Below are 26417 nucleotides of genomic sequence, written 5' to 3'. Positions count from 1 at the left end.
CTTCGCTGCTTCGTCATCCTTATTAAGATGAAACAGCTGGTCCTTACAAATAGCATTATGGCCATAGAGCAAAACGAACGCATACAGGCAACCGTGAAGCAGGAACGCAAGCGATTGCTGCATTTTATCCGGCAACGGGTAAATAATGCGTCCGATGCAGAGGATATTTTACAGGATGTTTTCTATCAGTTTACCGAATACCTGCGCCTGGGAAGCCAGGTAGATTCTATCACCGGATGGCTTTTTGCCGTAACCCGGAATAAGATTACCGATTGGTTCCGTAAGAAGAAAGAAACTCCTTTTTCCGAATTCACGCGCGAGATAGAAGGCGAAGAAGTGCTATTTCTCCCCGAACTACTTTCCGACAAAAACATGGAGGCAGATACTCCGATGGCGAAAAAGATTATGTCGGAAGCCATCATGCAGGCCATTGATGAGTTACCGGCCGATCAGCGGCAGGTATTCCTGCAGCACGAACTGGAGGGGAAATCCTTTAAGGAAATGAGTGAAGAAACCGGCATCGGGGTAAATACCCTTTTGTCACGCAAACGTTATGCAGTGCTATTCCTGCGGGAACGCCTGGCAGAGCTGTACAACGAATTACTTAACGACTGATTTAATTAAAAAGATATGAGAAACAATTTTGGCAGGAGAAGAGGACTACAGGTGCTCAAATTTGTGATAATGGGAGCGCTGTTTGTTACAGTTGTGGGATTTGCCACCATGCTATTATGGAACTGCCTGATCCCTGAACTGTTCCACGGGCCGGTCATTACTTTCTGGCAGGCGCTTGGCCTGATGTTACTGGGTAAGTTACTTTTTGGATGGCATAACCATCACGATAAATTTAACCGTGGCCGGGAATGGAAATCCCGCCTGAAAGACAGGATGGCGAACATGACGCCGGAAGAACAGGAGAAAATGAGAGAACACCTGCGCAACCGCTGCAGAACCGGGTTTGGCGCATGGAAACGTGACGACTGGCATCGTGATCCGGACAGCAGATGGGATCGTGACCGTGACCCTGAACAACCTAAAAACGAAGAAAAAGAATCACACTAAAAACGTTTGTGCGATGATAGGAATATTCAAAACCAATATAGGCAGCCTGGAGGAGCGTCAGCAGATGATCCAGGCCATTGCTTCCAGCTTCCCCGTTGGGTCATGCCATGTAGACCTGGACGACTGCGATAAAGTATTACGCATTGCCGACTTACAGGTGGAAGAGAATATTATTATAGAATTCGTTCAAAAACAAGGTTTTGAATGCGCTGTGCTGGAATAATCTGAGATTTTTCCACAGCAAATCAATATTCCCGGGCCATGTGGCGGTTTTATTATACATAAATTCATTTTATATGTAATATGCTATTGGCCGGTTCGCAAATCTGACGTAACTTCAAAGAGAATGCAGCGGCCCGGGTATATTGTTTACAAAGCCAGGTATTGTGTATCTGAAACCCTCTAAATTTTGTTTCCTATGTACCTGAACCAGCACGAGATCAAATCTCTCTTAAATACCAGTTTCGATAACTTCGTGGATTTTGTGAATACGTTGCCGGATATACGTTTTACCGCTTCACCTTACGGTAAGTGGTCTGCCGGCCAGCAGCTCGATCATCTCACCAAATCCATCAGGCCTGTAAGCAGCGCCATGGGATTTCCCAAAGTAACCCTGCTGTATTTCGGCACCAGCGCCATGCCATCACGGTCGTACGACCAACTGGTGGCTGATTATGAGCGGATACTGGATGCCGGCGCAAAGGCTACCAGGGCCTATCAGCCCGGGGTGATCTATCCTGCGCAGCGACCAGCGTTACTGCAAGGTTTTCTTCTTCAGAAAAATAAACTGATCAACAAACTGGCTGCCTGGTCGGAAAGTGACCTGGATAAGTATCGCCTGCCACATCCCCTGCTCGGAAAAATTACCATCCGCGAGATGCTGTATTACATTGCGCATCATAATGAACATCACCTGAACAAATTAAAGGACCAGGAATTACAGGGCCACACCTGGCAGAACCAATTACAGCAGCTGATATTCTGATTTTTTAGGTTAAATTGTTGCTACTTAAAAAATCATCATGGCTACAACTGCGTTAGTCATCAGCGGCGGCGGCTCCAGGGCAGCTTTTGCTGTAGGCGCCCTGAAGTACCTCTATTCACAACAACCAGCCATTGCATTCGACTTTTTTTGTGGCACTGGTATCAGCGCATTAATTGCTCCGCTTGCAGCTTTGGGAGAAATTGGCTTGCTGGAAAAATTGTTCACCAGCAACACCACCGCCGACCTGGTAAGCACCAGTAACATGTTGCAACGCTTCCCCCAAAACAACTCTCTTTACAACGCCACCGCCCTTACCCATAAAATTACCAACATCTTTACCGACGTCCGCTTCCGGGCGCTGCAACAGCTGAACAAAGAAGTATTTGTGACCGCGCGCTGCCTGCAAACCAATCGTATCACCTACTTTTCTCCATCGGGTACGGATATGGTGAAGAAGGATTATGACGTTATATCGCTGCACGACAATTATACATTCCGTGAAGCCATGCAGGCATCCTGCAGCATGCCGGTGTTTATGCCACCGGTGGAAGTGGCTTCCCTTCCCGATCATGTGCAGCAGTTCACCAATGCAGGAGGCGCACATTATCATCCCGTTAAACTGGCCATAGAAAAAGGCGCCGCCGAAATCTATGTTATCCTGCTCACCCCGGAAACACCCGGCGAAAATGATATCTTATTCAAAAATTTACTCGATATCCTCGAAAAACAGGTGGATAACAGCACCAATGAAATAGCTGCCACCGACCTGGAAATAACACAGCTCATCAACCAGTCGCTGACTTATCTTGATACAGTAAAAGATCACCTGAAAAAAAAGGGCATCCCTGCTGCCGATATCGATGCGTGTTTTGATCTTCCCGCCGCTAACCCGTTCAAAGGAAAAAGAACAGTAAAGCTGCATGTCATCCGCCCGAAAACAGCGCTGGATGTAGCTATGGGAGGACTCGAATTTATACCGCAGGCAATGAAAGAAATGATGGAAGCCGGGGAACAGCGGGCAGCAGAAGCGTTGCAACTGCTGTAAAAAAATACCGGGATGCTGCTTTTGCAAACAACATCCCGGCGCATGCTTTATTACTGGTGTGTGTTAAGACACTGCTTTGTTATTACTTCTGTCCACATCGGCCATACGCTGACTGGGATCTATTTCCAGCTCCTTAATATCTCCGAGCGGGGTATCCAGTTCCACTTCATAAACAGGATTAGTCCAGTACCAAACGGGATCGACTATACGCTTTACATCCGGGTATTCGTTAGGTTTTTCGCCATACATGATTGACAACGGAATATAGTGCAGCACTTTATTACCGCTCTTATCTGTTACCATAAAATCAATGGGCATCGGCATATATCCTACCCTGCGCAAACGCACTATTGTTTTATTTCCCTTTGCAAAAACACTGTCGATACCATAGTCGATATGTTTTACCGCATTGATAAAATATTGTTTGTACCAATCCAGTTCTATCCCGCTTTCTTTCTCCATTACCCGTACAAAATCATTTACGTTCGGATGTTTGAAACGCCACTCGTTATAATAGCGTAACAGGCCGTTGTCGCGGTTTTTAGCGCCAATTACATAACCCAGCTGTTCCAGGAACACAGCGCCTTTGGAGTAAGCGGTAAGACTGTAACCATAATTGGTATTAAAGTGATCGGCGTGTGTGGTAGCGGGTTCTTCGAAAGGACTTCTTGCCAGCGCAAAATAACCGGCATAAGCATCTTCCTGTGCATCGCGGCCTTTCAGTGAATCAACTGTGTTAAAGATCACATTGTTTTCCGCGAAGGTGGTAAAGCCTTCATCCATCCAGGGATACAGGCTTTCGTTGGTAGCCAGCATTCCCTGGTACCAGCTGTGCATCCATTCGTGCATGGCTACACCGTACAGGCCATCCATTTTACCGTTACCCATGATGAGCGTGCCCATTGGATATTCCATACCGCCGTCGCCACCTTGTATGAACGAATACTGCTCATACGGGTAAGCGCCGTAATGTGCTTTGATATAGGCATAGGCTGCCGGCACCATTTTGGCCAGCTGAGGCCAGGTATTGTGCGTGTATTCGTTGTCGATATAAAAGAAGTGCGCCGTAAAGCCATCCACTTTCTGTGTGATGTGTTTGTAATCCGGGTCGGCGGCCCACATAAAATCATGCACATTGGGCGCAATGAAATGCCAGGTGAGCGTTTTGCCGGTGGGAGGCGTTACTTTGACGCCTGGTTTCTGGTAACCATGGCCAATCTGATCGGGGTTTTGCAGGTAACCCGTACCGCCAATCACATATTTTTTATCGATGGTAATCTTTACGTCATAGTCGCCCCATACGCCATAAAATTCGCGGGCGATGTAAGGGGTGGCGTGCCATCCTTCATAATCGTACTCCGCACATTTTAGGATACCATTGTGACATGGAGAAGTCCACTCCTTCTGCGTTATTGCGGCCACTGCGACGGATCTGTACCGGCACCTGTGAGGCAAACTCCATGTCAAAAACGGCTTTGGAATGCGGAAGGATCGGCTTATCCAGCGGCACTTCCAGGATAGTTTCCACTACTTTGAAGTCCTGTGGTTTCCCATCGCGTTTCAGGGAGATGATTTTCTGGTAACCTATTTCATCTGGTTTCAGTTGGGAGATGCGGTCACGTACGCGGTTATCCCAGTCGCGGCGTTCGTTCCCTTTCTTATCTTTTCCTATTACAATTTTGCCCAGTTCGCGGCTGCGTACATCCATCATGCTGCCGGGCTGAAAGGCGTTCCAGTAGAGGTGATAAAAGACTTTCTTTAATGTATCGGGGGAGTTATTGTAATATTCAAGGTGTTGTTGTCCTGTGAACTGATTAGCCGGCGCATCCACCTTCACATCCATCGTATACTTTACTCTCTGCTGCCAGCGGTCTGACTGAGCGCTTAGCTTTAACCAGCTGCCCGCCAGCAAAGCGATGGCCAGACAGCTACCTGTTGTAACCCGATACTTCATTCCGTTTCATTTGGTTTAAAACAGCTAAAATAAGGATGATTTGGCGATTTTGCCGTTGATATTTGATGAATGCGGGCGGTGAAAGTAAATCAGGAGAAACTGTGGAGGGTGAGTCCGAGAAAGTCCGCGTACTGTTGTGCGGCTGGTTCAAAAGTTTTGAATGTGGCTTTTTTTAGTGGTTTAAACGGATCGGTCATGATGGTGACGCTGTCTTTTTTAAAGCTGCGTTTCCAGGTGCCAATGATTTGCCCGTTTTGCACCATGATGGGGTTGAAGATCCCGTTGATCGTCATTACTTTTTTGGCGAACTGCATGTCTATCAGTGTGCTGCGGTCTTTATAACCGATGAAATATTCATCGAAGGCGGGCAGCAGCAGGGCGGTGTCATGTGTGGTTTGTTTTTTTCCCGGGGGCCATCCAATAGGCCGTGCCGCTTACATCTAGTGGTTTTAATGCAGATTGGGCGCCTTCCAGTCCGGTTTTAGCATCTGTGAGCGACAGGCCGGCCCATTGGGCAAAGTCCGGTAAAGTAGCCGGGCCGTGGCTGATGAAGTAGCGTTTGGCCAGGGTAACCAGCGACGTTTGTTTGTTAAATGTTGCTGTGCCTGGCAGCCATTCATCCAATAAGGTGTAGGTAAATTGTTTTCCGCTGAGGGGGCCGTTGCAAATAATTCCGTCCGCCGCAGCATGATAAATGATGTGGTTCATGCGGTGGTCGTCGGTATTAATTCCTTTTTCCTGCAGCAGGGTGATGAGTTCTTTGCGGGTGAGGTGGTTGCCTCCCTGCAGTGCTTTGGCGATGTATTGATTGGTTTTCTGCAGGAGGGCGTTGTCCATGTCCAGTTTGCGCATCATGCTGCCCATGCGGGCTTTTATAGTAGGGGCAATGAGTTGGAGTATCCATCGTACATCGGCGGCGGCCAGGAGGTGCAGGGTACCGCGGAAGGCGGTAGTGCGGATAATGGATTTATTGCTGATCGCTTTTTCGATGTCTGCATCGGTGCTGCCGGGGAGCCGAACGCCAATACCCCATTTGCTGTTGGCATGCTCCTGTGCCTGCATGGCGCCGAAGAAGGCTACTATGTCCTGTGGTTTTTTGAAAGATGTTTTGAGCAACTGCTGATGCTGGAGTCTTAATGCAGCAATATCAATAACGGGCATGGCTAAATGATTTGTTATACAAAACAACAGCACGGGTGAGACAACGGTATGTCAGCAACGAACCTGAAGTTAAAGATAATTATTCAACGCCCTGAACCACTACTACGATTTCTCCTTTTACACCTTTTTCAGCGAAGTAATCGTGTACTTCCTGGAGTGTGCCACGTTTATTTTCCTCGAACATTTTGGTGAGTTCGCGGCATACGCAGCATGGGCGGTCTGGTCCGAAATACTGGATCAGGTCGGAGAGGGTTCTGAGCAGCCTCATGGGCGACTCATAAAAAACGATAGTCCGTTCTTCGGTGGCCAGTTTTGTAAAGAGGGTGTGGCGGCCTTTTTTGAGGGGGAAGAATCCTTCAAAGGCGAACCGGGTCATAGGGATGCCGCTGTTTACCAGTGCGGGTACAAAGGCGGTGGCGCCGGGAAGGCATTCTACCGGTACGCCGGCGCGGGCGCATTCCCTTACCAGTAAAAACCCGGGATCGGAAACACCGGGTGTACCGGCATCCGTGAGCATGGCCATTGTTTTACCACCCTGCAGCTGTTGCAGGAGGTGTTGTACTATTTTATGCTCATTATGCTGGTGGTAGGGTGTAACGGGTTTATTGATCTGGTAATGCCGCAGTAATACGCTGGAAGTACGGGTATCTTCCGCGAGGATGAGATCAGCTTCTTCGAGTACTTTTACGGCCCGGTAGGTAATATCGGCGAGGTTGCCAATGGGAGATGGAACGAGATATAATTTCATAATTTAATTACGAATTACGAATTACGAATGTGTGGGGAGATGCAGTCCGGAGACTTTACCAGTCATCTCCCCACAGCTCCGTTATCCGCAATTCGCAATTAATTATTGTATTTGTACTTCAAAAGATTCCATTACCTGGTTTGCCAACAGTTTCTGGCAGGCATTTTCAGCGATCTGCCTTGCTTCTTCCTGGCTGGCGGCTTCAATTTGCAGAGTAATGTGTTTACCAATACGTACATCTTGTACCTGGCCCAGGCCGAGGTTCTTGAGACCACTCATTACCGCTTTACCTTGCGGGTCTAATAATTCTTTCAGTGGCATCACATTGATATGTGCAGTAAAAGTCATTGTGCTAGAAATTTTGCCGCAAACCTACATCAAAAAATCCAGAATGTTAAACCGCTTCTATTTTGGGCGGCGCCACTACCGATAATATTACGTAACAAATAAATATAAAAGGAACGGCAGCAAACTTCAGGAGCGGTATGCTCACCAGGGTGAGCCCGATCAGTAAGAAGCGGGGCCAGTTGTGTGACAGGCTTTTGCTTTTAAACTTCAGGCTGATCATGGGTATTTCCGCCACCATCAGGTAGCAGAGCACGGCAATGGTGATATATAATACCCAGATATTCTGGAACCAATGTGCCAGGTTGAAGGGATTAAATAAAAGGATAAGTGGGAAAGAGGCCACCAGCAAGGCTACTGCCGGAGTGGGCACGCCAATGAAACTTTCGGATTGACGGGTATCTATATTGAACTTGGCGAGGCGGTAAGCAGCGAAACAGGGTACCAGTAAGGCTGGCGCCAGGTTGAGAATAGATACGTCAAATACGTCGGGTTGCTGAAAATAAGCGCTGCGCAGGAGGCGGTATAACATCATGCCGGGCACTACGCCAAAGGTAACTACATCGGCCAGTGAATCGAGTTCCTTGCCCATAGGCCCTGATACTTTGAGGAGGCGGGCTATCATGCCATCAAAAAAATCAAAAATTCCTGCAATCACTACCAGAGCAGATGCCCAGTATACAGGTTCAGGGCTGATAATCGTATAGTCGGTACCGTTAATTTCCGCGCGGTATTCAGGCGCATGCAGTATGCAGATAATGGCCAGTGCACCGCAGAAGAGGTTACATAGGGTAAGAATATTCGGTATTTGTTTCATTAACTGTGATTATGATGATTTTGTGATTATCCTGATGAGCGAAGATAGAATATTGACAATTATATTATATCATCTATCTTTTAATCTTTGCTAAGCAGGATAATCACAAAAAAACACCTTTATTTTTTCGCCATCAGGGCTTCAATTTCATCTGCCGTGATAGGAATATTCTTCATCAGGTCTACATTACCATCGGCGGTGAGCCAGATATTGTTTTCAATGCGGATACCCAGTTGTTCTTCTTCAATATAAATACCTGGTTCGATGGTCATTACAGCGCCTACCGGGATAGGTTGATGGAAAGAAGGGCCGAGGTCGTGCACATCCACACCCAGGTGATGGGAAATACCATGATACAGGTATTTGCGGTAGGCCGGTGTTTCCGGGTCCTGGTTTTTCACCTGTTCTTCTGTGAGCAGACCGATTTTTATGAACTGTTTAGTGGCTTCCTCTCCTACCATTTCGTGGTATTTGGCGATGGTGATACCCGGGCGGAGAATGGATTTGGCGTAGTTATGCAGGTGCAGGCAGGCATCATATACCTGGCGCTGGCGGGGCGAAAACTTACCATTTACCGGTACAGAGCGGGTAAGATCCGCATTGTATCCACCGTATTCTGCACCGAAGTCCATCAGGATTACTTCACCATCCTTACATTCCTGGTTATTAGAGATGTAATGCAGGGTGCGTGCGCGGTCGCCGGAGGCGATGATAGAACTATAAGCTTCACCGGCAGAGCGGTTACGCAGGAATTCGTGTAAAATTTCCGCATGGATTTCATGTTCCCATACGCCGGGTTTAATAAATTTCAGCAGGCGGCGGAAAGTTTTTTCCGTGATGTCCATTGCTTCCTGCATCACCTTGATTTCTTCCGGTGTTTTTACCGCGCGCAGTTCTTTAAAGATAACGGCTGCACGCAGGTAGTTATGGAGCGGGTAGCGTACTTTCATTTCCTGTACATAGCGGTAGTCTTTTACCGGTACCTGGTTTGCCTTGCGGTTATTTTCGTTGGAATTCAGGTAGATGTTGGCGGCTTCGTTGATCCACTGTTGTAAAAGCGCATCCAGGCTATCGAGCCATACTACAGTATTCATACCTGACACCGCATATGCCTCGTCTTTGCGCAGCCTGTGCCCATCCCACTTTTCCTTTAACTCGTTGGGCCGTACCAGCACCAGTACTTCGCGGTACTTCGGGTCGGGGTTATCGGGATATAGCACCACCATCGTATCCTCCTGATCAATGCCTGTGAGCCAATACAGATCAGCATTCTGTTTGAACTTGTACAACGCGTCGCCATTGGTGGGCAGTTCGTCATTGGAGTTGATAATAGCTATAGACTGTGGCTGCATTTTAGCCACAAAACGCTGGCGGTTCTTCACGAACAGCTGCGGATCCAAGGGCAGATTCTTCATATCGCTTAATTTCAAATGAGGCTTCAAACCTATGTAAAATTCGGGAGGTAGAAATATGAAAATGGCCGGAACCGGCAAATCGGTCAATATCTGCACCATTAAATGACAAAATCGTACTAATATTTCCTTACAATTATTTAATAGTATATTCTCTCACTTGTGGTTAGATAATTCCGCAATGAAAAGTAGACATTCTGAAGATATCGCAACAACTACCTCAATCCGCTATTTAATTTCTAAATTTCAATGGTATAACACCTATAAAATTTGACAATATCAAAAAATCGCTAGTTTTGCTTTTACACCAAAACAATCTTGCTTTTATGCAAATGAGTAGCGTAAGGAATCCTGTTGCTGACTTACGGGGACTTGGCATAGAGAACGTAACGAACGTCTATTACCAACTTTCACCCGAGCAACTGGCGGAGCAAACGGTCGCCCGTAAACAAGGGGTATATGCCGATTCAGGGGCATTAGCTGTAAATACCGGCGAATACACCGGCCGCTCACCTAAAGACAAATTCATTGTAAAAGACAACATCACCACAGACACTGTTAACTGGAACGATTTTAACCTCCCCATTTCTGAAGAAAATTTTGATCGTTTATATAGCAGAATCACCCGTTATTTCAGCGGGAAAGATGTATGGGTACGTGATTGCTATGCGTGTGCCGACCAGGATTACCGGGTCAACATCAAAGTAATTACAGAACTGCCCTGGTCAAGTCTGTTTGCCTACAACATGTTTTTACGTCCTTCGGAAGATGAACTGGATTACATGCACCCCGACTGGACCGTGATCCAGGCGCCCGGCTGTTTGGCTGATCCCGCCACTGACGGCACACGGCAGGGAAATTTCTCCGTCGTGAATTTCACCAAAAAGATCATCCTCATTGGTGGCAGCGCCTATACCGGTGAAATTAAGAAAGGTATTTTCACGATCCTGAATTATGAATTGCCGCACAACAAAAATGTGTTAAGCATGCATTGCTCCGCCAACGTGGGCGATGACGGCGACACGGCCATCTTCTTTGGTTTGAGCGGTACCGGCAAAACAACGCTCAGCGCCGATCCTTCGCGGAAGCTGATCGGCGACGATGAACATGGCTGGACTGCGACCGGCGTCTTTAATTTTGAAGGCGGTTGTTATGCAAAATGTATTGATCTTTCTGAAGAAAAAGAACCACAGATATTTCATGCAGTCCGGGAAGGTGCGCTGCTGGAAAATATCAACTTTTTTCCCGGCACCAATACCGTGAATTATGCGGATTGCCGGATCACCGAAAATACCCGTGTGTCTTATCCGTTGCCGTATATCGACAATGCCATGGAGCCTGCTATAGGAGGCATTCCAAAGAATATATTCTTTCTTACCTGTGATGCCTATGGCGTATTACCACCGGTTTCCAGGTTATCGCCCGGGCAGGCCATGTACCAGTTCATTTCCGGTTACACCGCTAAAGTAGCGGGTACGGAAGCGGGCATTACTGAGCCGAAGTCCACTTTCAGCGCCTGTTTCGGTGCGCCGTTCATGCCTCTGCACCCGGCGCAGTATGCACAGATGCTGGGTGAAAGAATGCGGAAATACAACGTAAACGTATGGCTGGTCAACACCGGCTGGACCGGCGGCGCTTATGGCACCGGCAGCCGTATGAAATTGTCGTATACCCGCGCTATGATCACTGCGGCATTGAATGGCAGCCTGGATAAGGAAACATTCCATACGCATCCTGTATTCGGTTTTTCAATCCCCGACCGTTGCGCCGGCGTTCCGTCCAACATCCTGAACCCACGCAATACCTGGGAAGACAAAGCCGCTTATGACAAGCAGTTGAGGGACCTGGCCGGACAGTTCATCCGCAATTTTGAAAAATATGCGGGAGCTGCAGCACCGGAAATCCTGGCTGCGGCGCCTAAAATTTAATAAATAAAGTACTGTGATCCGGCTCTTCCGTTGTATACATCAACAAGAAGATTTATATTTAAGTTTTGCCTTATAATTTCCACTGAACAACTCGTAAGTTCCTGACGGGCGCAATGCCTGAGCAAAGCAAGTTCCTTTACAGGAGCTTGTTTTGCTGGATCTTCGGAAGATGTAAGTCCATAGCTCCCCACTCCTTCTGACAGCGCTTCCCTAAAAAGCTGATTCCCATAGCTGATTACATACAGCTTTTTCTTACCTTTGCACATGCAAATTTTAGACGGTAAACTCGTTTCTGAGGCTATAAAAGCCCAATTAGCCGCTCAGGTGGCTGAATTGAAGGCCGCTGGGAAAAAGGTCCCTCACCTGGCAGCCATATTGGTAGGTAATAATCCGGCAAGTGAAACCTACGTAGCATCCAAAGTAAAATCATGTGCAGAATGCGGTTACAATTCCACCCTCCTGCGTTTTGATGCGCAGATCTCTGAAAAGCATTTGCTGGACCAGATCATTCTGTTGAATGAGAATCCGGATGTGGATGGTATCCTTGTACAATTACCTTTACCAAAACATATTAATGAAGAGCTGGTGATCAACACCATTGATCCGAGCAAAGATGTGGATGGTTTCCATCCCATGAACGTAGGTAAAATGGTAAGCGGTTTACCTGCCTTTATTCCTGCAACCCCTTATGGTATTATGCTGATGCTGGAGCATTACAACATCCCTACCAAAGGAAAACATGCAGTGGTGATAGGCCGCAGCCATATTGTAGGTACGCCTATGAGCATTTTGCTGAGCCGCAATACCAATCCCGGTAACTGCACCGTTACCCTTACCCATTCCCAGACGCACAACCTGGCTGAAATTTGCCGGCAAGCAGATATCATTATTGCCGCTATCGGCAGACCGGATTTTGTGACGGCAGATATGGTGAAAGAAGGCGCCGTAATTGTGGACGTAGGTATTAACCGGGTGGAAGATGCCACCAGGAAAAGCGGATTCCGCCTGAAAGGGGATGTGAAATTTGACGAAGTAGCTCCTAAATGCAGCTATATCAGTCCTGTACCAGGTGGCGTAGGTCCGATGACGATTGCCGCATTACTCAAAAATACCTATCACGCCACTATTGGTTTGAAAGGAAGTATGAATTAAATATAGCCGGAACTAAAAAAACCGGACCTTTGTGAAGTAAGTCATGTCTGTAACAACGATAAATATTAGTACCGATACCCTCCCGCTGATGGAACGCTTTTACACTATCCAGGGTGAAGGCTATCATCAGGGACGGGCTGCCTATTTCATCAGACTGGGTGGTTGTGATGTGGGTTGCGTGTGGTGTGATGTAAAGGACAGCTGGGATGCAGATAAGCATCCGCAGGTAGCCGTTGCCGATATTGTAACTGAAGCTGCGACTTATCCAGGCCGTATTGCAGTGGTTACCGGTGGTGAGCCTTTGCTCCATAACCTCGATGCACTTACCCGTTCGCTGCATAAGCAGGGTTTTCATACGCATATTGAAACCTCTGGTTCGTCGCCGCTCAGCGGAAAGTGGGACTGGATTACTTTATCGCCCAAAAAGTTTAAGGCGCCCCTGCCGGAAATCTGCAAGGCCGCGCATGAACTGAAAGTGGTGATCTTTAATAAAACAGATTTTGCCTGGGCCGAAAAATATGCAGCCTTAGCCGGCAAACACTGTAAGCTGTACCTGCAGCCCGAATGGGAACGCAGCGCCGAAATGACGCCGCTGATAACGGAGTATATCAAGGATCATCCGGAGTGGACAATGTCATTGCAGATCCATAAGTATATCAATGTTCCATAGCGCGGATTTTGTCTTTCTCGCTGATTACGCTGATTATACTGATTTTTTTGATTTTTACTTTTGGATTTTTTTGATTAATAATAATTAAGGGAGATAAGAGCGAATATCCGCTTCTATCTCCCTTAATCCTTTATAAAATCAAAAGTAAAAATCAAAAAAATCAGTATAATCAGCGTAATCAGCGAGAAAGACAAAATCCGCGCGCACTATTTTCACAGTATTTTCGTTAATTACACTGCGAATACATACTATGAAAAAGACCTCCCTGTTAATACTGATTTGCCTGCTGGGCTTCGGACTGCTGTTACAAGCCCAGACAGTTACCTATGAAAATGCCCCTAAAAAAGCCAAAGCCAGTTTTGACCGCGCTATTGATGCCGTAAGAACTTACCAGACAAAAGCTGCTATCGGATTTCTGCAGGATGCCATAAAAGCGGCGCCGGGATTTACTGACGCATACGGACAAATGGGTTTGTGTTATGTAGAGCTGAAAGAATATGCAGCAGCCACTTCCGCATTTGAGAAATTAAAACAACTGGATAGCAGCGGGCTGCGGCCAGTGATGGTGCCCTATTCTAAAGCGATGGCAGGCACCGGTAATTTCGTAGGTGCGTTACAGTTAATCAATCAATACATTGCGTCCATAAAATCGAAAAGTGCAAACGCAGAGAAGCTGAAAGTTAATTATGAATTTGCCGTTAACAACAACCGTCAGGCAGTGCCATTCCACCCGGAAAACCTGGGTGATCCGGTAAACAGTAAAGATCCGGAATACTTTCCCTCATTAACTATTGACAGTAAAACATTGATCTTCACCAGGCGCGTAAATGGCCGCAATGAAGATTTTTATATTACGTACCGGGACAACAATATCTGGTCAGCGGCACAAAACATGGGTGAACCTGTAAACTCCTCTTTCAATGAAGGCGCACAAAACATTTCACAAGATGGTACCATGCTGGTATTCACAGGCTGCGAATTTCCGGAAGGCAAAGGCAGCTGCGATCTCTACTACTCCGAAAAAACCGCTTCGGGCTGGACCGCCCCAAAGAATATGGGATCGCCCATTAACACACGCGACTGGGAGTCACAACCCTGCCTCAGCGCCGACAAACAAACGCTTTATTTTGCACGTGAAACACCAGATCATGGTGCAGATATATTTGTAACCAGCTCGGCAATCCAACGGGCAATGGAGCGTACCACAAAAAATGGGACCCAATATCAATACCAACGGCAGGGAAACCACGCCCTTCATACATGCCGACGGACAAACACTGTACTTCGCCTCCGACGGGCATCCCGGATATGGCGGCCTCGATATCTTTTACTCACGGCGGCAACCGGACGGCAGCTGGGGACCAGCCACCAACCTCGGTTACCCGATCAACACCATCGATGAAGACGCCTCGCTGGTTGTAGAAGCAAATGGTAAAACAGCCTACTTCGCCTCCGACCGCTCCGATACCCGCGGCGCACTCGATATTTACCGCTTTGAACTCTATCCCGAAGCACGCCCTCTGCAAACACTCTACGTAAAAGGCTATGTGTATGATACCCTCACGCAGCAACGTTTAACCGCCAGCATAGATATCATCGACCTCCAGGGCGGATATAACATTGCCACCGTGAAAACCAATGAAACCGGCGACTACCTCGCGCCATTGCCCGTAGGAAAGGATTACGCCATGCACGTAAACAGGAAAGGATATCTCTTTTATTCAGATAATTTTTCACTGAAAGAACATAACCCCGGCATCCCTTACGAAAAAAATATTCCATTGCAGCCACTGGCTGCCAATGCCAGCATCGTATTGCATAATATCTTCTTCGACAGCAAACAGTATAACCTGAAACCCGAATCGGTAACAGAACTTAATAAGCTGGTAAACCTGCTAAAGGATAACCCTACCATAAAAATCGAGATCGCCGGGTACACCGATAATGTAGGCACCGACAAAGACAATCAACTGCTTTCCCAAAACCGCGCAAAAGCAGTAGTGAGCTACCTCGTTGAAAAAGGCATCCCGCTGGATCGCCTTACCGCAAAGGGTTACGGCGAAAACGACCCGGTGGCTACCAACGATACAGAAGAAGGAAGAGCTGCTAACAGGCGGACAGTGTTCAGGATTATCAGCTTGTAGAGCGGCGCGTAGGTTGTCTTTCCCGCTGATTACGCTGATTATATTGATTTTAAGGATTTGAACACTTTGGATTTTAAATGATTTTGGGAGATATAGGCGAATATTTGATTTTATTTTTTTGATAAAAATTTTGGGAGATATAAGCGAAAATATCCGCTTATATCTCCCAAAATCATTTAAAATCCAAAGTGTTCAAATCCTTAAAATCAATATAATCAGCGTAATCAGCGGGAAAGACAACCTACGCGGCAAACCCCTGCATCATTAGTAGTTGCGCAACCGGCTTTGCAGGATGGAGTCTTTTTGTTGGGTGGTTAGTTTGTATTGGAAGTTGTACAATGCCCCTTCCCAGTCGCCGTACATTGGGTTGGGCAATACGATATAGCGGCTGCCGAAGTTGGGGGCTGCGTGTAGGGCAGCGGTATTTCTTTCTTCAAAAGGTTTTTTATCGAAGGTGGCGGAGAAGTCGCCGAGGTTATCGCCAAACAGCATTACAATTTCGTATTGCTGTAATACCTGTTGCCGGCGGGGTTCTTTGCCGGAGGTGGTGGTTTTCAGCAGCAGGTGCTGATCGTCGGCATCGGGAAACTGATAGCGTTGCAGGTTTTGCAATGTAACGGCTCGTTCGCTTTCGGCCCTGTTGGTGATGTAAAATACTTTTACGCCTTTAGAGGCTGCATACCTGAAAAAGGAAGGTGCGCCGGGAACGGTGTCTGCGGCGGCTTTTGCGGTCCATTCCATCCAGCTTTTATCATCGTAGGTTTTACCTGCCAGCGCCTGGTGTACGGAGTAGGGGCTGTTATCCAGCACGGTTTCGTCGATGTCAGTAACTACTGCCAGCGGTTTGTTTCCTTTGGCAGCGAGGTATTGATCGAGGCGAAGGGCCGCCAGTTGATAAGCCTGCAGACACAACGCCTTGTATTCCCCGGATTGTTGCTGCCATAATGCCGCCCATGCCGGTCCGCCCGGGATCAGTGGCGATCCGGTGGTTTTCTCTGCTGCGGGCCGGGTAGTTTTGCAGGCAAACAATCCTGCTACCATTACGCCTGTCAGTATCCATTTCATCTTCATAAAAATATCCGTTGGTAGCTGCAAAAATAATTCATGCAGTGCAGAAAAAGTGCCGCAGGAAAATTGTAAATTATGCGGAAATATTGTTTGTTATGCCCCAGGAACTCATGTATCAACTGGCATTAACCCGTATTCCCCTGATCGGAGATGTGATTATTAAAAAACTGCTCGAGCATTTTGGCAGTGCCGGCAACATTTTCAACGCGCGGAAGCAGGAGCTGGAAAGAATTGAAACGGTGGGCGTCATCAGGGCCGCCGCCATCCGGAATTTCCGTGATTTTACGGAGATAGAAAATGAAATCAGTTTTATGGAGAAGTACAGGATACAACCGTTATTTTGTACAGACCCGGCGTATCCGCAGCGATTGCTTCATTGCTACGACAATCCGGCGATGTTATATTACAAGGGCTGCGCGTCGTTGAATGCCCCGCGGATGATCAATATTGTGGGCACGCGCCATCCATCCGCCTACGGGAAGAGTGTTTGTGAAACATTGGTAAAAGGGCTCTCTGAGGCGGGGATTACCATTGTGAGTGGTTTGGCCTATGGTATCGACATCATTGCCCATAAAACGGCCTTAAAAGCTCAAATACCTACCATTGGGGTGCTGGCACATGGGCTGGACCGGATTTATCCGCCGGCGCATAAGCAGGTAGCTGTGCAGATGCTGGAACAGGGTGGGCTGCTGACGGACTTCCCGAGCCAAACGGCGCCTGACCGGCAGAACTTCCCCAAGCGGAACCGGATAGTAGCCGGCATCTGCGACGCCACTATCGTGATAGAAAGCGGGATGCGCGGCGGGTCGCTGATTACAGCTGATCTGGCCAATGGCTACAACCGGGATGTGTTTTGTATCCCCGGCAGGCTTCATGATCCCCAATCTGCCGGTTGTAATTACCTGATCAAACAAAACAAAGCTGCCCTGCTGACGGGAGCGGAGGATGTGCTGGCGCTGATGGGCTGGCAGGAGAAAACAGCTGCTGTTAAGGCGCCGGTAGTGCAACCGGGGCTATTTCCGGAATTAAGCGAGGACGAACAGCTGATTATGTCGCTTTTCCGGGAAAAATCGCAGCGGCACCTCGAAGAATTGTACCTGCAAACCCGTTTATCCGGAAGCCAGGTGGCTACCGCTGTGTTCAACCTGGAAATGCAAAGTGTGCTCAGAAGCTTACCCGGACAGCTTTACGAGCTGGTTTGTTAATGATTTATTAACAACCAGCGGCGCCTGGCGGGAAGTGATTATTTTATTTATTGGGTAATTAGGTGTACATTTGCGTGCAATTATTTTTTAACTGATTAATAGTTGCATCATGCCTGCGGGAAAATCTAAACCCAAATTTGTAGCTGACGGACTTACATTTGATGATGTGCTCCTGGTACCGGCCTACTCTGAAGTTCTGCCTAAAGAAGTAAATCTCTCTACGCAATTAACAAAAAACATACGTCTGAATATACCAATGGTATCTGCAGCGATGGATACTGTTACAGAAGCAACGCTGGCCATTGCGCTGGCGAGGGAAGGCGGAATAGGTATTCTCCACAAGAACATGAGCATCGAACGGCAAGCCGAAATGGTAAGACGTGTAAAGCGCAGCGAAAGCGGAATGATCATTGATCCCGTTACGCTGAAGGTGGATGCCACCATCGGAGAAGCGCTGCGACTGATGAAAGAGAACGGTATTGGCGGTATTCCCATCATTGATGACCACAACAAGCTGGTAGGCATCCTGACAAACAGGGACTTACGGTTTGAAAAAAATAAAAAACGCCTTGTAAAAGAAGTGATGACCAGCGAAAACCTGATCACTGCTCCGGAAGGCACTGACCTGAAAAAGGCAGAAAAAATTCTTCAGCAATATAAAATCGAAAAGTTACCGGTTGTTAACAAGCAGGGCAAACTGGCAGGACTGATCACTTACCGTGACATCCTTCAGCTGACCAGCTATCCCAATGCAGTAAAAGACGAATTTGGCCGTTTACTGGTGGGTGCAGCATTAGGTATTACTGCCGATTTACTGGACCGCGCACAGGCCCTGATTAATGTAGGTGTGGATGTAGTTTGCCTGGACAGCTCACACGGTCATTCTATTGCCGTACTAAACAACCTGAAGAAATTAAAGAAAACATTCCCCAAACTGCAGGTGATTGCCGGTAACGTAGCTACCGCAGATGGTGCGCTGGCACTGGCACAGGCAGGAGCCGATGCAGTGAAAGTAGGTGTAGGACCTGGTTCTATCTGTACTACCCGTATTGTTACAGGCGCTGGTTTCCCGCAACTGTCCGCTGTAATGGAAGCTGCTGATGCACTGAAGAAACTGGGTATCCCGGTAATTGCAGATGGTGGTATCCGCTATACCGGCGACATGGTGAAAGCCCTCGCCGCAGGCGCTTCTACCATCATGGCAGGATCTATTTTTGCAGGAGTGGAAGAAAGCCCCGGGGAAACTATCATTTACGAAGGACGTAAATTTAAATCTTACCGTGGTATGGGTTCTATTGAAGCCATGCAGGAAGGTAGTAAGGACCGTTACTTCCAGGATGAAGATGATATCAAGAAACTGGTACCGGAAGGTATCGTTGGCCGTGTTCCATACAAAGGTATGTTGTCAGAAATAGTACAGCAATTTGTAGGTGGTTTACGGGCTGGTATGGGTCTTACCGGTTCCAAAGATATTAAGGCTTTACAGGGAGCGCAGTTTGTAAAAATTACAGCAGCTACCGTAAAAGAAAACCACCCGCATGATGTGGTGATCACAAAGGAAGCACCTAACTACAGCAGATAAGCAACTGTTTAGATATAACGCCTGGTATGAAAGTACCGGGCGTTTTTGTTTTCAGTAATTCCCCGCTTATCTTCGTCGTAATTCGTAATTCATAATCCGCAATGCTTACATGAAGAAGCCTTACCTGTTGCTGAGTATACTGAGTGGTTTGATTTGCTGGCTTGCCTGGCCCACCCTGCCGTTTACCCCGCTTATTTTCATCGCCTTTACGCCCCTATTATATATCAGCGATAAGGTGCAGCACCGCTGGAAATATTTCGGGCTTCTTTTCCTGGCTTTCCTCGTTTGGAATGTGGCATCCACCTGGTGGGTGGGCAATACCACCCTTCCGCTGAGCGGCGTTTTTGCCAATTGCTTCAACGCCCTGCTCATGAGCATTCCCTGGCTGGGTTTCAAAAACACGAAGCGGAAATTGCCGGAATCTGTGGCTTACTTTGCATTGATCGTATATTGGTTAACGTTTGAATACATTCACCAGACCTGGGAATTCAGCTGGCCATGGCTGGTGCTTGGTCACGCCTTTGCACTGCGGCCGGGATGGATCCAGTGGTATGAGTATACCGGTACCAGCGGAGGCACTTTCTGGGTGTTACTGGCCAATGTTGTTATTTACAATGTATGGAAACGGGCCCGCCTATACGATTTTACGTGGAAACAGATCCTGTTGGGGGAAAGCTGGAAACCGCTGCTGGTAATTGGTTTACCGTTGATTATTTCTGCCTTTATATCTGCCCCGGTGGATAACCCTTCGCGGAAAACAGAAATCGTGATTGTGCAGCCGAATATTGATCCTTATGATGAAAAGTTCAGCGCAGGATCGGCGATGGAGCAGCTTGGAAAGTTTTTACATCTCACGGAAGAAAAAGCAGATAGCAATACCCGTTATATTATATGGCCGGAAACGGCATTGTTCCCGCAGGGCGCCTGGGAACATGAACTGAACTATCAGCCGGAAATTGTGGCCATCCGTGAAATGCTGCGCAAATACCCGAAGGCGAAGCTTATCAGCGGTGCTGCCACTATGAAACGCTACCTCACTACCGATGAAATACCCACCACCGCCCGCACCATGAATGACGGCACCCGTTGGGATGCCTATAACAGCGCGATCCAGGTAGATACTTCCCGCAACGTCCAGGTATATCATAAATATGAGCTGGTACCCGGCGCCGAACTGGTGCCGTATGTAGGCTACCTATCGTTTATGCAAAGTGTGGCGCTGGATTTTGGCGGTATTACCGGCAGTTATGGCAGGATGCCGGGTGTGGAAATGTTTACAAATCCCGCCGACAGCATTAACGTGTTCCCCGTAATCTGCTATGAATCTGTGTTTAGCAATTACATGGCCACCCATATTAAACCCGGTGCTAATTTATTAGTCATTATAACCAACGACGGATGGTGGGGAAACACCGAAGGTCACCGGCAGCATTTACAGTATGCCCGGATACGCGCCATTGAAACCCGGCGCTGGATAGCCCGCTGTGCCAATACGGGTATATCGGCCGTGATTGACCCGGCAGGAAACGTGCATCAGCCACAACCCTATTGGAAAGAAGCTGTTTTTAAAGCAACTGTAACACCGGAGGCAGGTATTACGTTCTATGTAAAAAATGGTGATCTGGTTTCGAAAGCGGCACTAATATTTTGTATCTTGTTTGTGGTACATGCTTTTATTTCACGATTTATTCCCGGCTTAAGACATGCGGAAATCAATCAATAACGGAAACATCACCTGGCTCGACGAAGGCAAGGGTGCAGCGATAGTGCTTATACACGGTTTTTCAGAAAATGCCACGCTTTGGCACAACCAAACAACGCGACTAAAGGAGCATTACCGGATTATTATCCCTGATTTGCCCGGCACCGCATTATCGCCGCTCACTACTCCGCTGACCATTGAATCTATGGCGGAGTACGTATATGCCATCCTGTTAGCAGAAAATATCAGTGAAGCAGTTGTTATCGGTCACTCGATGGGTGGCTACATTGCGCTGGCGCTGGCTGAAAAATACCCGGCACTGCTGAAAGGACTTGGACTCTTTCATTCGACTGCAAAGGCAGACAGTGAAGAGAAAAAAGAAGGCAGGCGCAAATCCATCCGGATGATGGAACAATACGGAGCAGAAACATTTTTACGGCAAACACTGCCCAATATGTTTAGCCCGGCTACCAAAAGTAAACATAACGAATTAATAGACGCCTATGTAAAACTAGGCATGGAATGCCAGCTTCCTGCGCTGATAGCGTATTACGAAGCAATGGCAGTGAGACCGGACCGGACAGCCGTATTGAAAACCCTTCGGGTGCCGGTATTATTTATGATCGGGAAAGATGATAATGCAGTGCCACTGGATAACGTGTTGCCTCAGATAACTTTACCCCCGGTTAGCAGCATACATATTTTTGAAAACGTGGGCCACATGGGTATGTGGGAAATAGCGGAAGAGAGCAATGTGATATTGGAGCAGTTCATCGCATTTTGTCAACGATAATCTAAAAACACCTGTTGTGAAAAAACTTCTTGTCATCCTGCTATGCATGGTGTGCGCCCTGGTGGCGCAGGCCAGTCATATTATAGGCGGACAGGTATATTACAAGTTTCTCGGGCAGAGTGGAAACAACCTTCAATATTCCATCACACTGAAATTATACCGCATCTGCGGCGATGGGGAGCGGATTGCCAAAATGCCCTCTGCTGTGTATCTTTCTTCTTTTGACAGAAGTGATTACCGGGCGGTAGGCCAGTACAAAATTTCACGTACCAGCTTTGAAGTAAAAAATCTTGCAAAAATAGATCCTTGTATCGTTAACCCACCGGTGATCTGTTACCAGATCGGAACTTACACTACCACTATTTCCATTCCGGTAAACGCCTCGGGGTATACCATTGCTTTCCAGAGCTGTTGCCGCGATCCATATATGGAAAATATAGTGGCAGAACCTATTCCCGGCGGCCGTCCCGGCGACCTGGGCACTGGTGCTACCTACTACGCGGATATTCCCGGCAGCAACTCCGGCGCTACCAATAATTCCAGTCCCGTTTTTAATAAAGAAGAAGCTACCCTTGTTTGTGCAGATAAGAAATTCACGTATGATTTTTCTGCGTCGGACCCGGATGCAGATTCGCTCAGCTACGAGTTCTGCGATGCTTATAAAGGCGGTCAGACCAGTGAAGGAGATGTACCACCTGCAGCGGTAGCGCCTCCCTACAGTTTCGCCAGCTATGTGTCGCCATTCAGCGGCAGCAGTCCGCTGGGATCTACCGTAACCATAGATCCGCATACCGGCATTATTTCCGGTGTGGCGCCGGCGGCGGGTAAGTACGTGGTAACTGTTTGTGTAAATGAATTCCGCCGCGGCCAGAAGATCGGAACGTTGCGGAAGGACTTTCATATCAACGTTACCTCCTGCGTAAAACTGGCCACGGCTGCCATGCCCGAAAAATATGCAGACTGCAACAGCTTAACCGTTACCTTCACCAATAACAGTACGCTCGGAAAACCCTACCACTGGGACTTTGGAGATGGCACCACCCTTGATACCACTACTGCCAATCCTATTCAGCATACCTATGCACGGCAGGGCACTTATACTGTAAAACTTTATGTAGATAAAGCCAGCAATTGCGGCGACAGCGCCACTGCTATCGTATATGCGTACCCGGTATTCAAGCCGGCATTTACCAGCGCCGGCGCCTGTGCGAATAAAGAAACGAAATTCAACTCTGCTCCTACCCGGTCCGATGCCGGTGGTATTGCGTATTATAAATGGGATTTTGGCAACGGGGATACTTCCAACCTGGCAAATCCGCCTTACACCTATACCACGCCGGGCACTTATAACGTAAAGCTGTATGCCCGCAATGTGAAAGGATGTGAGCAAACCATTACACAACCGCTGGTGATTTATGATAAGCCGCCATTCACGGCCACCAACGATACCTTGCTTTGTGCAAAAGACAGTTTGCAGATGCGGGCAGGCAGCGCACTTGCCGGCAGTTATTCCTGGACGCCGGATAATTACTTTATCCTGAATCCCAACGCACCAAACGCCGTTGTATTTCCGCCGAAGTCGGCTGTTTATAAGGTAACGTTTACGGATACACAGGGTTGTACCAATTTTAAAGAGGTAAAGGTAGATGTAAGAGATACCATCCGGGTACGGACGATTTCCGACAGCACCGTATGTACCGGTGATGAGGTGCATTTACCGTCCGTTACAGATGGGTTGTATACTTACCGCTGGACGGACCTGGACCGCAACCAGGTAGTGTCGCTGGTGGCCGATGCGTATGTTACTCCGGCTCCGCCCAAACAAAGCTATGAGATACAGGTAGCATTGGGGAAATGCCGTTCTGCCGATACCGTTACACTCAAAGTGGTGGATCCGCCCAGGGCTACTGCGTCTCCTGATACCACGGTTTGTTTTGGTATTCCGCTCACGCTGCGCGCTACCGGGGGCGCTTATTATAAATGGACGCCGGCTTATTATGTGGATAAATCCACATCGGCAGTTACATTGGCCCATCCGCCGGACACCACCTTGTTTACCGTAACGGTAACGGATACACTGGGTTGCCCTAAACCGGTTACTGCCACCGCGATGGTAAACGTGGTGCCTAAAGTAAATGCGTTTGCCGGCAACGATACCATCATCATGCTGAACACGCCGTTCCAGCTGAATGCTACCGGGGGGGTGCGATATACCTGGGCGCCGCCGGACGGATTGAATAACCGCAATATTTATAATCCGGTAACTACGTATAACCGTGATATTACATATACCGTTACCGCCTATACGCAGGAAGGTTGTTCCGGAACCGACAACATTTTTGTGCGCTTTATCAAAGGGCCGGATATTTATATACCTAATGCATTCTCACCCAACGGGGATGGTTTAAATGACCTATTCCGCCCGTTACCGGTAGGTATTGTGCAGATGGAATTCTTCCGGGTGTTTGATCGCTGGGGTAAGCTGATGTTCTCCAGTACGGCGTATCTCAAGGGATGGGATGGAACTGTTAACGGCAATATTGCTGCAGTGGGTACCTATGTTTGGGTAGTTCAGGGGAAAGATATTAACAATAATACTGTTCAACGTAAGGGGACCGTCACACTTGTAAGATAAAGTTGGCCGAATTGAACCGTATATGCTCTTTTTGTGTTAAATTCAGAGAGCAGTATCCCCCATCATGAAGAGAGCAGTTTTACTGATATTGAGCTGCTGTTTGTTCCCTGTTTTTGCGGCTGGATATCATATCATTGGTGGCGAAATTTTTTATAAAACATTAGGAATGACTGAAGATAACTCCCGCTACCGTTATCTCATCACTCTCAAGTTATACCGCGACGCAGATTTTACCTGTGGCGACCGACAAGGTTGTATTGACAGATTTGAGAACCCGGTTACTGCTAACGTGTTTAGTTCCAATGGTTCCAAAGTTTTATCCTCCGTTTACCTCTACATCGCTTTTACCCGTCCGCTGATAGATACTCTGAAAAATCCTTGTCTTGCTCCGCAGGCGCAACACCTTGAAGTGGCTTTTTATACCGCTACCATCGAGCTGCCACCTGTTGCCGGGGGGTATTATGTTTCCTCCCAACGCTGCTGCCGGGGCGAAAAACTGAGTAATATCTATGATTCTGAACACGAAGGATCCACCTATTATACTGTGATACCGGGAATTGAGTCGAGGCCCAATAATAACAGCGCGTACTTCGACCGGGATACTGCTATTGTCATTTGCAGTGCCATGCCGTTTAAACTGGATTATGCAGCGTATGATGAAGACGGCGACAGTTTAACTTATAACCTCTGCAGCGCCTTAACGGATGGTTCCGACGCCAATGAAAGCAACTCCACCACACCGCCGCCTTATAATTCTACCGTAAGTTATATCCCTCCTTATTCGGGCAATAACCCGATGGGAGGCAGCCCGGGAATCTCCATCTCTCCACAGGGACTGATTACCTGTACTCCTAACCTGGCAGGAAAGTATGTAGTGACGGTATGCGTAAACGAATTTGACCCGGTAACCAAACAGTTCCTGGGTACCCACAGCAAGGATATCTTACTGACCGTATTTAACTGCCAGACAAAAATTACCGCCATCTTTCCATCGGTGCTGAATAACTGTACAGAAGACCCTGCCTTACACGTTCCTATTACCAATTCCAGCGTAGCCGGTTATACATCTACCTATTACTGGACCTTTGGTGATGGTACCGATACGCTCACGGACACCAGAACAATGTTTTATCATCAATATCCCGACACCGGTGTATACAAAGTAAAGATGGTGGTAAACCCCGGGCTGGCCTGTACCGATAGCAGCGAAGGGGAAATATTTAACTACCCGGGATTAACGGCGGGCTTTACCACTACCGGGCACTGCAGGGGTGATCCTGTTCAGTTCAATGATACTTCCTCCTACCGGTATGGAAGTATTACAGGCTATATCTGGGACCTGGGCTTGCTGGACAGTGTGGTTACACCTGGTACACAACGGTCTATGAGATATGTTTTTCCTAAAGGTGACGTATATACGATTTCTTTGACGTTGCTAACGGATAAGCAGTGCGTAAAAACTGTGAGTAAAAACATCAGGATATACGAAGTAAATCCCTTTGCCGGCAACGACACTATCCTGGCGAAGGGGCAGCAAATGGTGATGCAGGGCAGTGGCGGCGAGTTTTATTCCTGGTCGCCGGCAGACGGGCTTGATAATCCCAATATTGCGCAACCCCTGTTAAACTATAATAAGGACATCTCTTTTGCGCTGCGTGTATCTAATCAACAGGGATGTTTTGGTTTCGACTCGGTACACGTAAAATATTACACCGGGCCTGATATGTATATCCCTAATGCGTTTTCGCCCAATGGCGACGGGCTGAACGATTATTTCCGGTTTATTCCTGTGGGCATTACTACCTATACCTTCTTCCGGATCTTCAACCGGTGGGGAGCGGAAATTTACTCCTCAACAAATTTCCGCACGGGCTGGGACGGCACCTTCAAAGGAATGCCGGCTCCGGTGGATACCTATATCTGGATATTACAGGGTACCGATTTCAATGGAAAAGAGATCATGAAAAAAGGAACTGTGACGTTGGTCCGCTGATCCTTAGTAAATTGCA

25 protein-coding genes are annotated in these 26417 nt (G+C 47.7%); 16 read left to right on the top strand and 9 right to left on the bottom strand.

From position 1 onward, the window contains the following. Positions 1-27 precede the first annotated feature (27 nt). The 5 genes from QFZ51_RS07850 to QFZ51_RS07830 all read left to right on the top strand — a co-directional run bounded on the left by QFZ51_RS07850 (position 28) and on the right by QFZ51_RS07830 (position 3092). Positions 28-615: an RNA polymerase sigma factor gene (locus tag QFZ51_RS07850; RefSeq protein WP_370909360.1), complete on the top strand. Its 588-nt coding sequence runs from the start codon at positions 28-30 to the stop codon at positions 613-615. A gap of 15 nt (positions 616-630) precedes the next feature. Beyond that, entirely contained in the window at positions 631-1062 is a 432-nt protein-coding gene (locus QFZ51_RS07845) for a hypothetical protein (protein ID WP_429044855.1), read from the top strand. A 13-nt stretch (positions 1063-1075) separates the two neighbouring features. Beyond that, on the top strand, positions 1076-1285 hold the full coding sequence (locus QFZ51_RS07840) for a hypothetical protein (protein WP_079469342.1): 210 nt from the start codon (positions 1076-1078) through the stop codon (positions 1283-1285). A 195-nt stretch (positions 1286-1480) separates the two neighbouring features. Next, complete coding sequence (locus QFZ51_RS07835) at positions 1481-2047, top strand: DinB family protein (protein WP_370909358.1); 567 nt, start codon at positions 1481-1483, stop codon at positions 2045-2047. A gap of 37 nt (positions 2048-2084) precedes the next feature. Continuing rightward, complete coding sequence (locus QFZ51_RS07830; protein ID WP_429044853.1) at positions 2085-3092, top strand: patatin-like phospholipase family protein; 1008 nt, start codon at positions 2085-2087, stop codon at positions 3090-3092. Positions 3093-3155: 63 nt separating this feature from the next. Here QFZ51_RS07830 and QFZ51_RS07825 read toward each other — a convergent pair whose 3' ends face one another. From QFZ51_RS07825 to QFZ51_RS07790, 8 genes are all read right to left on the bottom strand, one after another. Then, entirely contained in the window at positions 3156-4514 is a 1359-nt protein-coding gene (locus QFZ51_RS07825; RefSeq protein WP_429044851.1) for a M1 family metallopeptidase, read from the bottom strand. After that, entirely contained in the window at positions 4438-5046 is a 609-nt protein-coding gene (locus QFZ51_RS07820) for a hypothetical protein (RefSeq protein WP_429044849.1), read from the bottom strand. The genes QFZ51_RS07825 and QFZ51_RS07820 overlap by 77 nt, the downstream gene beginning before the upstream one ends. An 89-nt stretch (positions 5047-5135) precedes the next feature. Then, positions 5136-5393, bottom strand: a complete 258-nt coding sequence (locus QFZ51_RS07815) for a DNA glycosylase AlkZ-like family protein (RefSeq protein WP_429051569.1) — start codon at positions 5391-5393, stop codon at positions 5136-5138. 37 nt (positions 5394-5430) lie between these two features. Next, positions 5431-6207 carry a winged helix DNA-binding domain-containing protein gene (locus QFZ51_RS07810; RefSeq protein WP_429044848.1) on the bottom strand — a complete coding sequence of 259 codons (777 nt, stop codon included), beginning with the start codon at positions 6205-6207 and terminating at the stop codon, positions 5431-5433. A gap of 79 nt (positions 6208-6286) precedes the next feature. After that, positions 6287-6955, bottom strand: coding sequence for a 16S rRNA (cytidine(1402)-2'-O)-methyltransferase (gene rsmI / locus QFZ51_RS07805; RefSeq protein WP_370909354.1), 669 nt, complete (start codon positions 6953-6955; stop codon positions 6287-6289). A 102-nt stretch (positions 6956-7057) separates the two neighbouring features. Further along, entirely contained in the window at positions 7058-7303 is a 246-nt protein-coding gene (purS, locus tag QFZ51_RS07800; protein ID WP_142683702.1) for a phosphoribosylformylglycinamidine synthase subunit PurS, read from the bottom strand. Between the two features lie 46 nt (positions 7304-7349). Next, positions 7350-8117 (bottom strand): CDP-alcohol phosphatidyltransferase family protein, encoded by a 768-nt coding sequence (locus QFZ51_RS07795; RefSeq protein ID WP_429044846.1) that lies wholly within the window; start codon positions 8115-8117, stop codon positions 7350-7352. A gap of 119 nt (positions 8118-8236) precedes the next feature. After that, positions 8237-9532, bottom strand: a complete 1296-nt coding sequence (locus QFZ51_RS07790) for an aminopeptidase P N-terminal domain-containing protein (RefSeq protein WP_429044845.1) — start codon at positions 9530-9532, stop codon at positions 8237-8239. A 323-nt stretch (positions 9533-9855) separates the two neighbouring features. Between QFZ51_RS07790 and pckA the strand changes: the two genes are divergently transcribed. The 5 genes from pckA to QFZ51_RS07765 all read left to right on the top strand — a co-directional run bounded on the left by pckA (position 9856) and on the right by QFZ51_RS07765 (position 15423). After that, positions 9856-11457 (top strand): phosphoenolpyruvate carboxykinase (ATP), encoded by a 1602-nt coding sequence (gene pckA, locus QFZ51_RS07785; RefSeq protein ID WP_429044843.1) that lies wholly within the window; start codon positions 9856-9858, stop codon positions 11455-11457. Between the two features lie 264 nt (positions 11458-11721). Then, on the top strand, positions 11722-12609 hold the full coding sequence (gene folD / locus QFZ51_RS07780; protein WP_079469351.1) for a bifunctional methylenetetrahydrofolate dehydrogenase/methenyltetrahydrofolate cyclohydrolase FolD: 888 nt from the start codon (positions 11722-11724) through the stop codon (positions 12607-12609). A 43-nt stretch (positions 12610-12652) separates the two neighbouring features. Further along, positions 12653-13279 (top strand): 7-carboxy-7-deazaguanine synthase QueE, encoded by a 627-nt coding sequence (locus QFZ51_RS07775; RefSeq protein WP_370909350.1) that lies wholly within the window; start codon positions 12653-12655, stop codon positions 13277-13279. Positions 13280-13529: 250 nt separating this feature from the next. After that, entirely contained in the window at positions 13530-14681 is a 1152-nt protein-coding gene (locus QFZ51_RS07770; RefSeq protein WP_429044840.1) for a hypothetical protein, read from the top strand. 286 nt (positions 14682-14967) lie between these two features. Then, positions 14968-15423 carry an OmpA family protein gene (locus QFZ51_RS07765; RefSeq protein WP_429051567.1) on the top strand — a complete coding sequence of 152 codons (456 nt, stop codon included), beginning with the start codon at positions 14968-14970 and terminating at the stop codon, positions 15421-15423. A 264-nt stretch (positions 15424-15687) separates the two neighbouring features. Here QFZ51_RS07765 and QFZ51_RS07760 read toward each other — a convergent pair whose 3' ends face one another. Beyond that, positions 15688-16488: a 5'-nucleotidase, lipoprotein e(P4) family gene (locus QFZ51_RS07760; RefSeq protein ID WP_429044838.1), complete on the bottom strand. Its 801-nt coding sequence runs from the start codon at positions 16486-16488 to the stop codon at positions 15688-15690. Positions 16489-16586: 98 nt separating this feature from the next. Here QFZ51_RS07760 and dprA point away from each other — a divergent pair, with 98 nt between their 5' ends. From dprA to QFZ51_RS07730, 6 genes are all read left to right on the top strand, one after another. After that, positions 16587-17696, top strand: a complete 1110-nt coding sequence (gene dprA, locus QFZ51_RS07755; RefSeq protein ID WP_429044836.1) for a DNA-processing protein DprA — start codon at positions 16587-16589, stop codon at positions 17694-17696. Between the two features lie 109 nt (positions 17697-17805). Then, entirely contained in the window at positions 17806-19278 is a 1473-nt protein-coding gene (guaB, locus tag QFZ51_RS07750) for an IMP dehydrogenase (protein WP_370909346.1), read from the top strand. 109 nt (positions 19279-19387) lie between these two features. After that, complete coding sequence (lnt, locus tag QFZ51_RS07745; RefSeq protein WP_429044834.1) at positions 19388-21001, top strand: apolipoprotein N-acyltransferase; 1614 nt, start codon at positions 19388-19390, stop codon at positions 20999-21001. Beyond that, positions 20982-21773 carry an alpha/beta fold hydrolase gene (locus tag QFZ51_RS07740; protein ID WP_429044832.1) on the top strand — a complete coding sequence of 264 codons (792 nt, stop codon included), beginning with the start codon at positions 20982-20984 and terminating at the stop codon, positions 21771-21773. Before lnt ends, QFZ51_RS07740 begins: the two co-directional genes overlap by 20 nt. 16 nt (positions 21774-21789) lie before the next feature. Next, positions 21790-24408: a PKD domain-containing protein gene (locus tag QFZ51_RS07735; protein WP_429044830.1), complete on the top strand. Its 2619-nt coding sequence runs from the start codon at positions 21790-21792 to the stop codon at positions 24406-24408. Between the two features lie 166 nt (positions 24409-24574). Continuing rightward, on the top strand, positions 24575-26401 hold the full coding sequence (locus QFZ51_RS07730; protein ID WP_429044828.1) for a gliding motility-associated C-terminal domain-containing protein: 1827 nt from the start codon (positions 24575-24577) through the stop codon (positions 26399-26401). The last annotated feature ends 16 nt before the right edge of the window (positions 26402-26417 follow it).

Origin of the sequence: Chitinophaga sp. W3I9 (assembly GCF_050434025.1) — a bacterium.
Classification (GTDB): domain Bacteria; phylum Bacteroidota; class Bacteroidia; order Chitinophagales; family Chitinophagaceae; genus Chitinophaga.
Note: the sequence above shows the minus strand (reverse complement) of the source record. Positions and strands in the feature narration are given on the sequence as shown.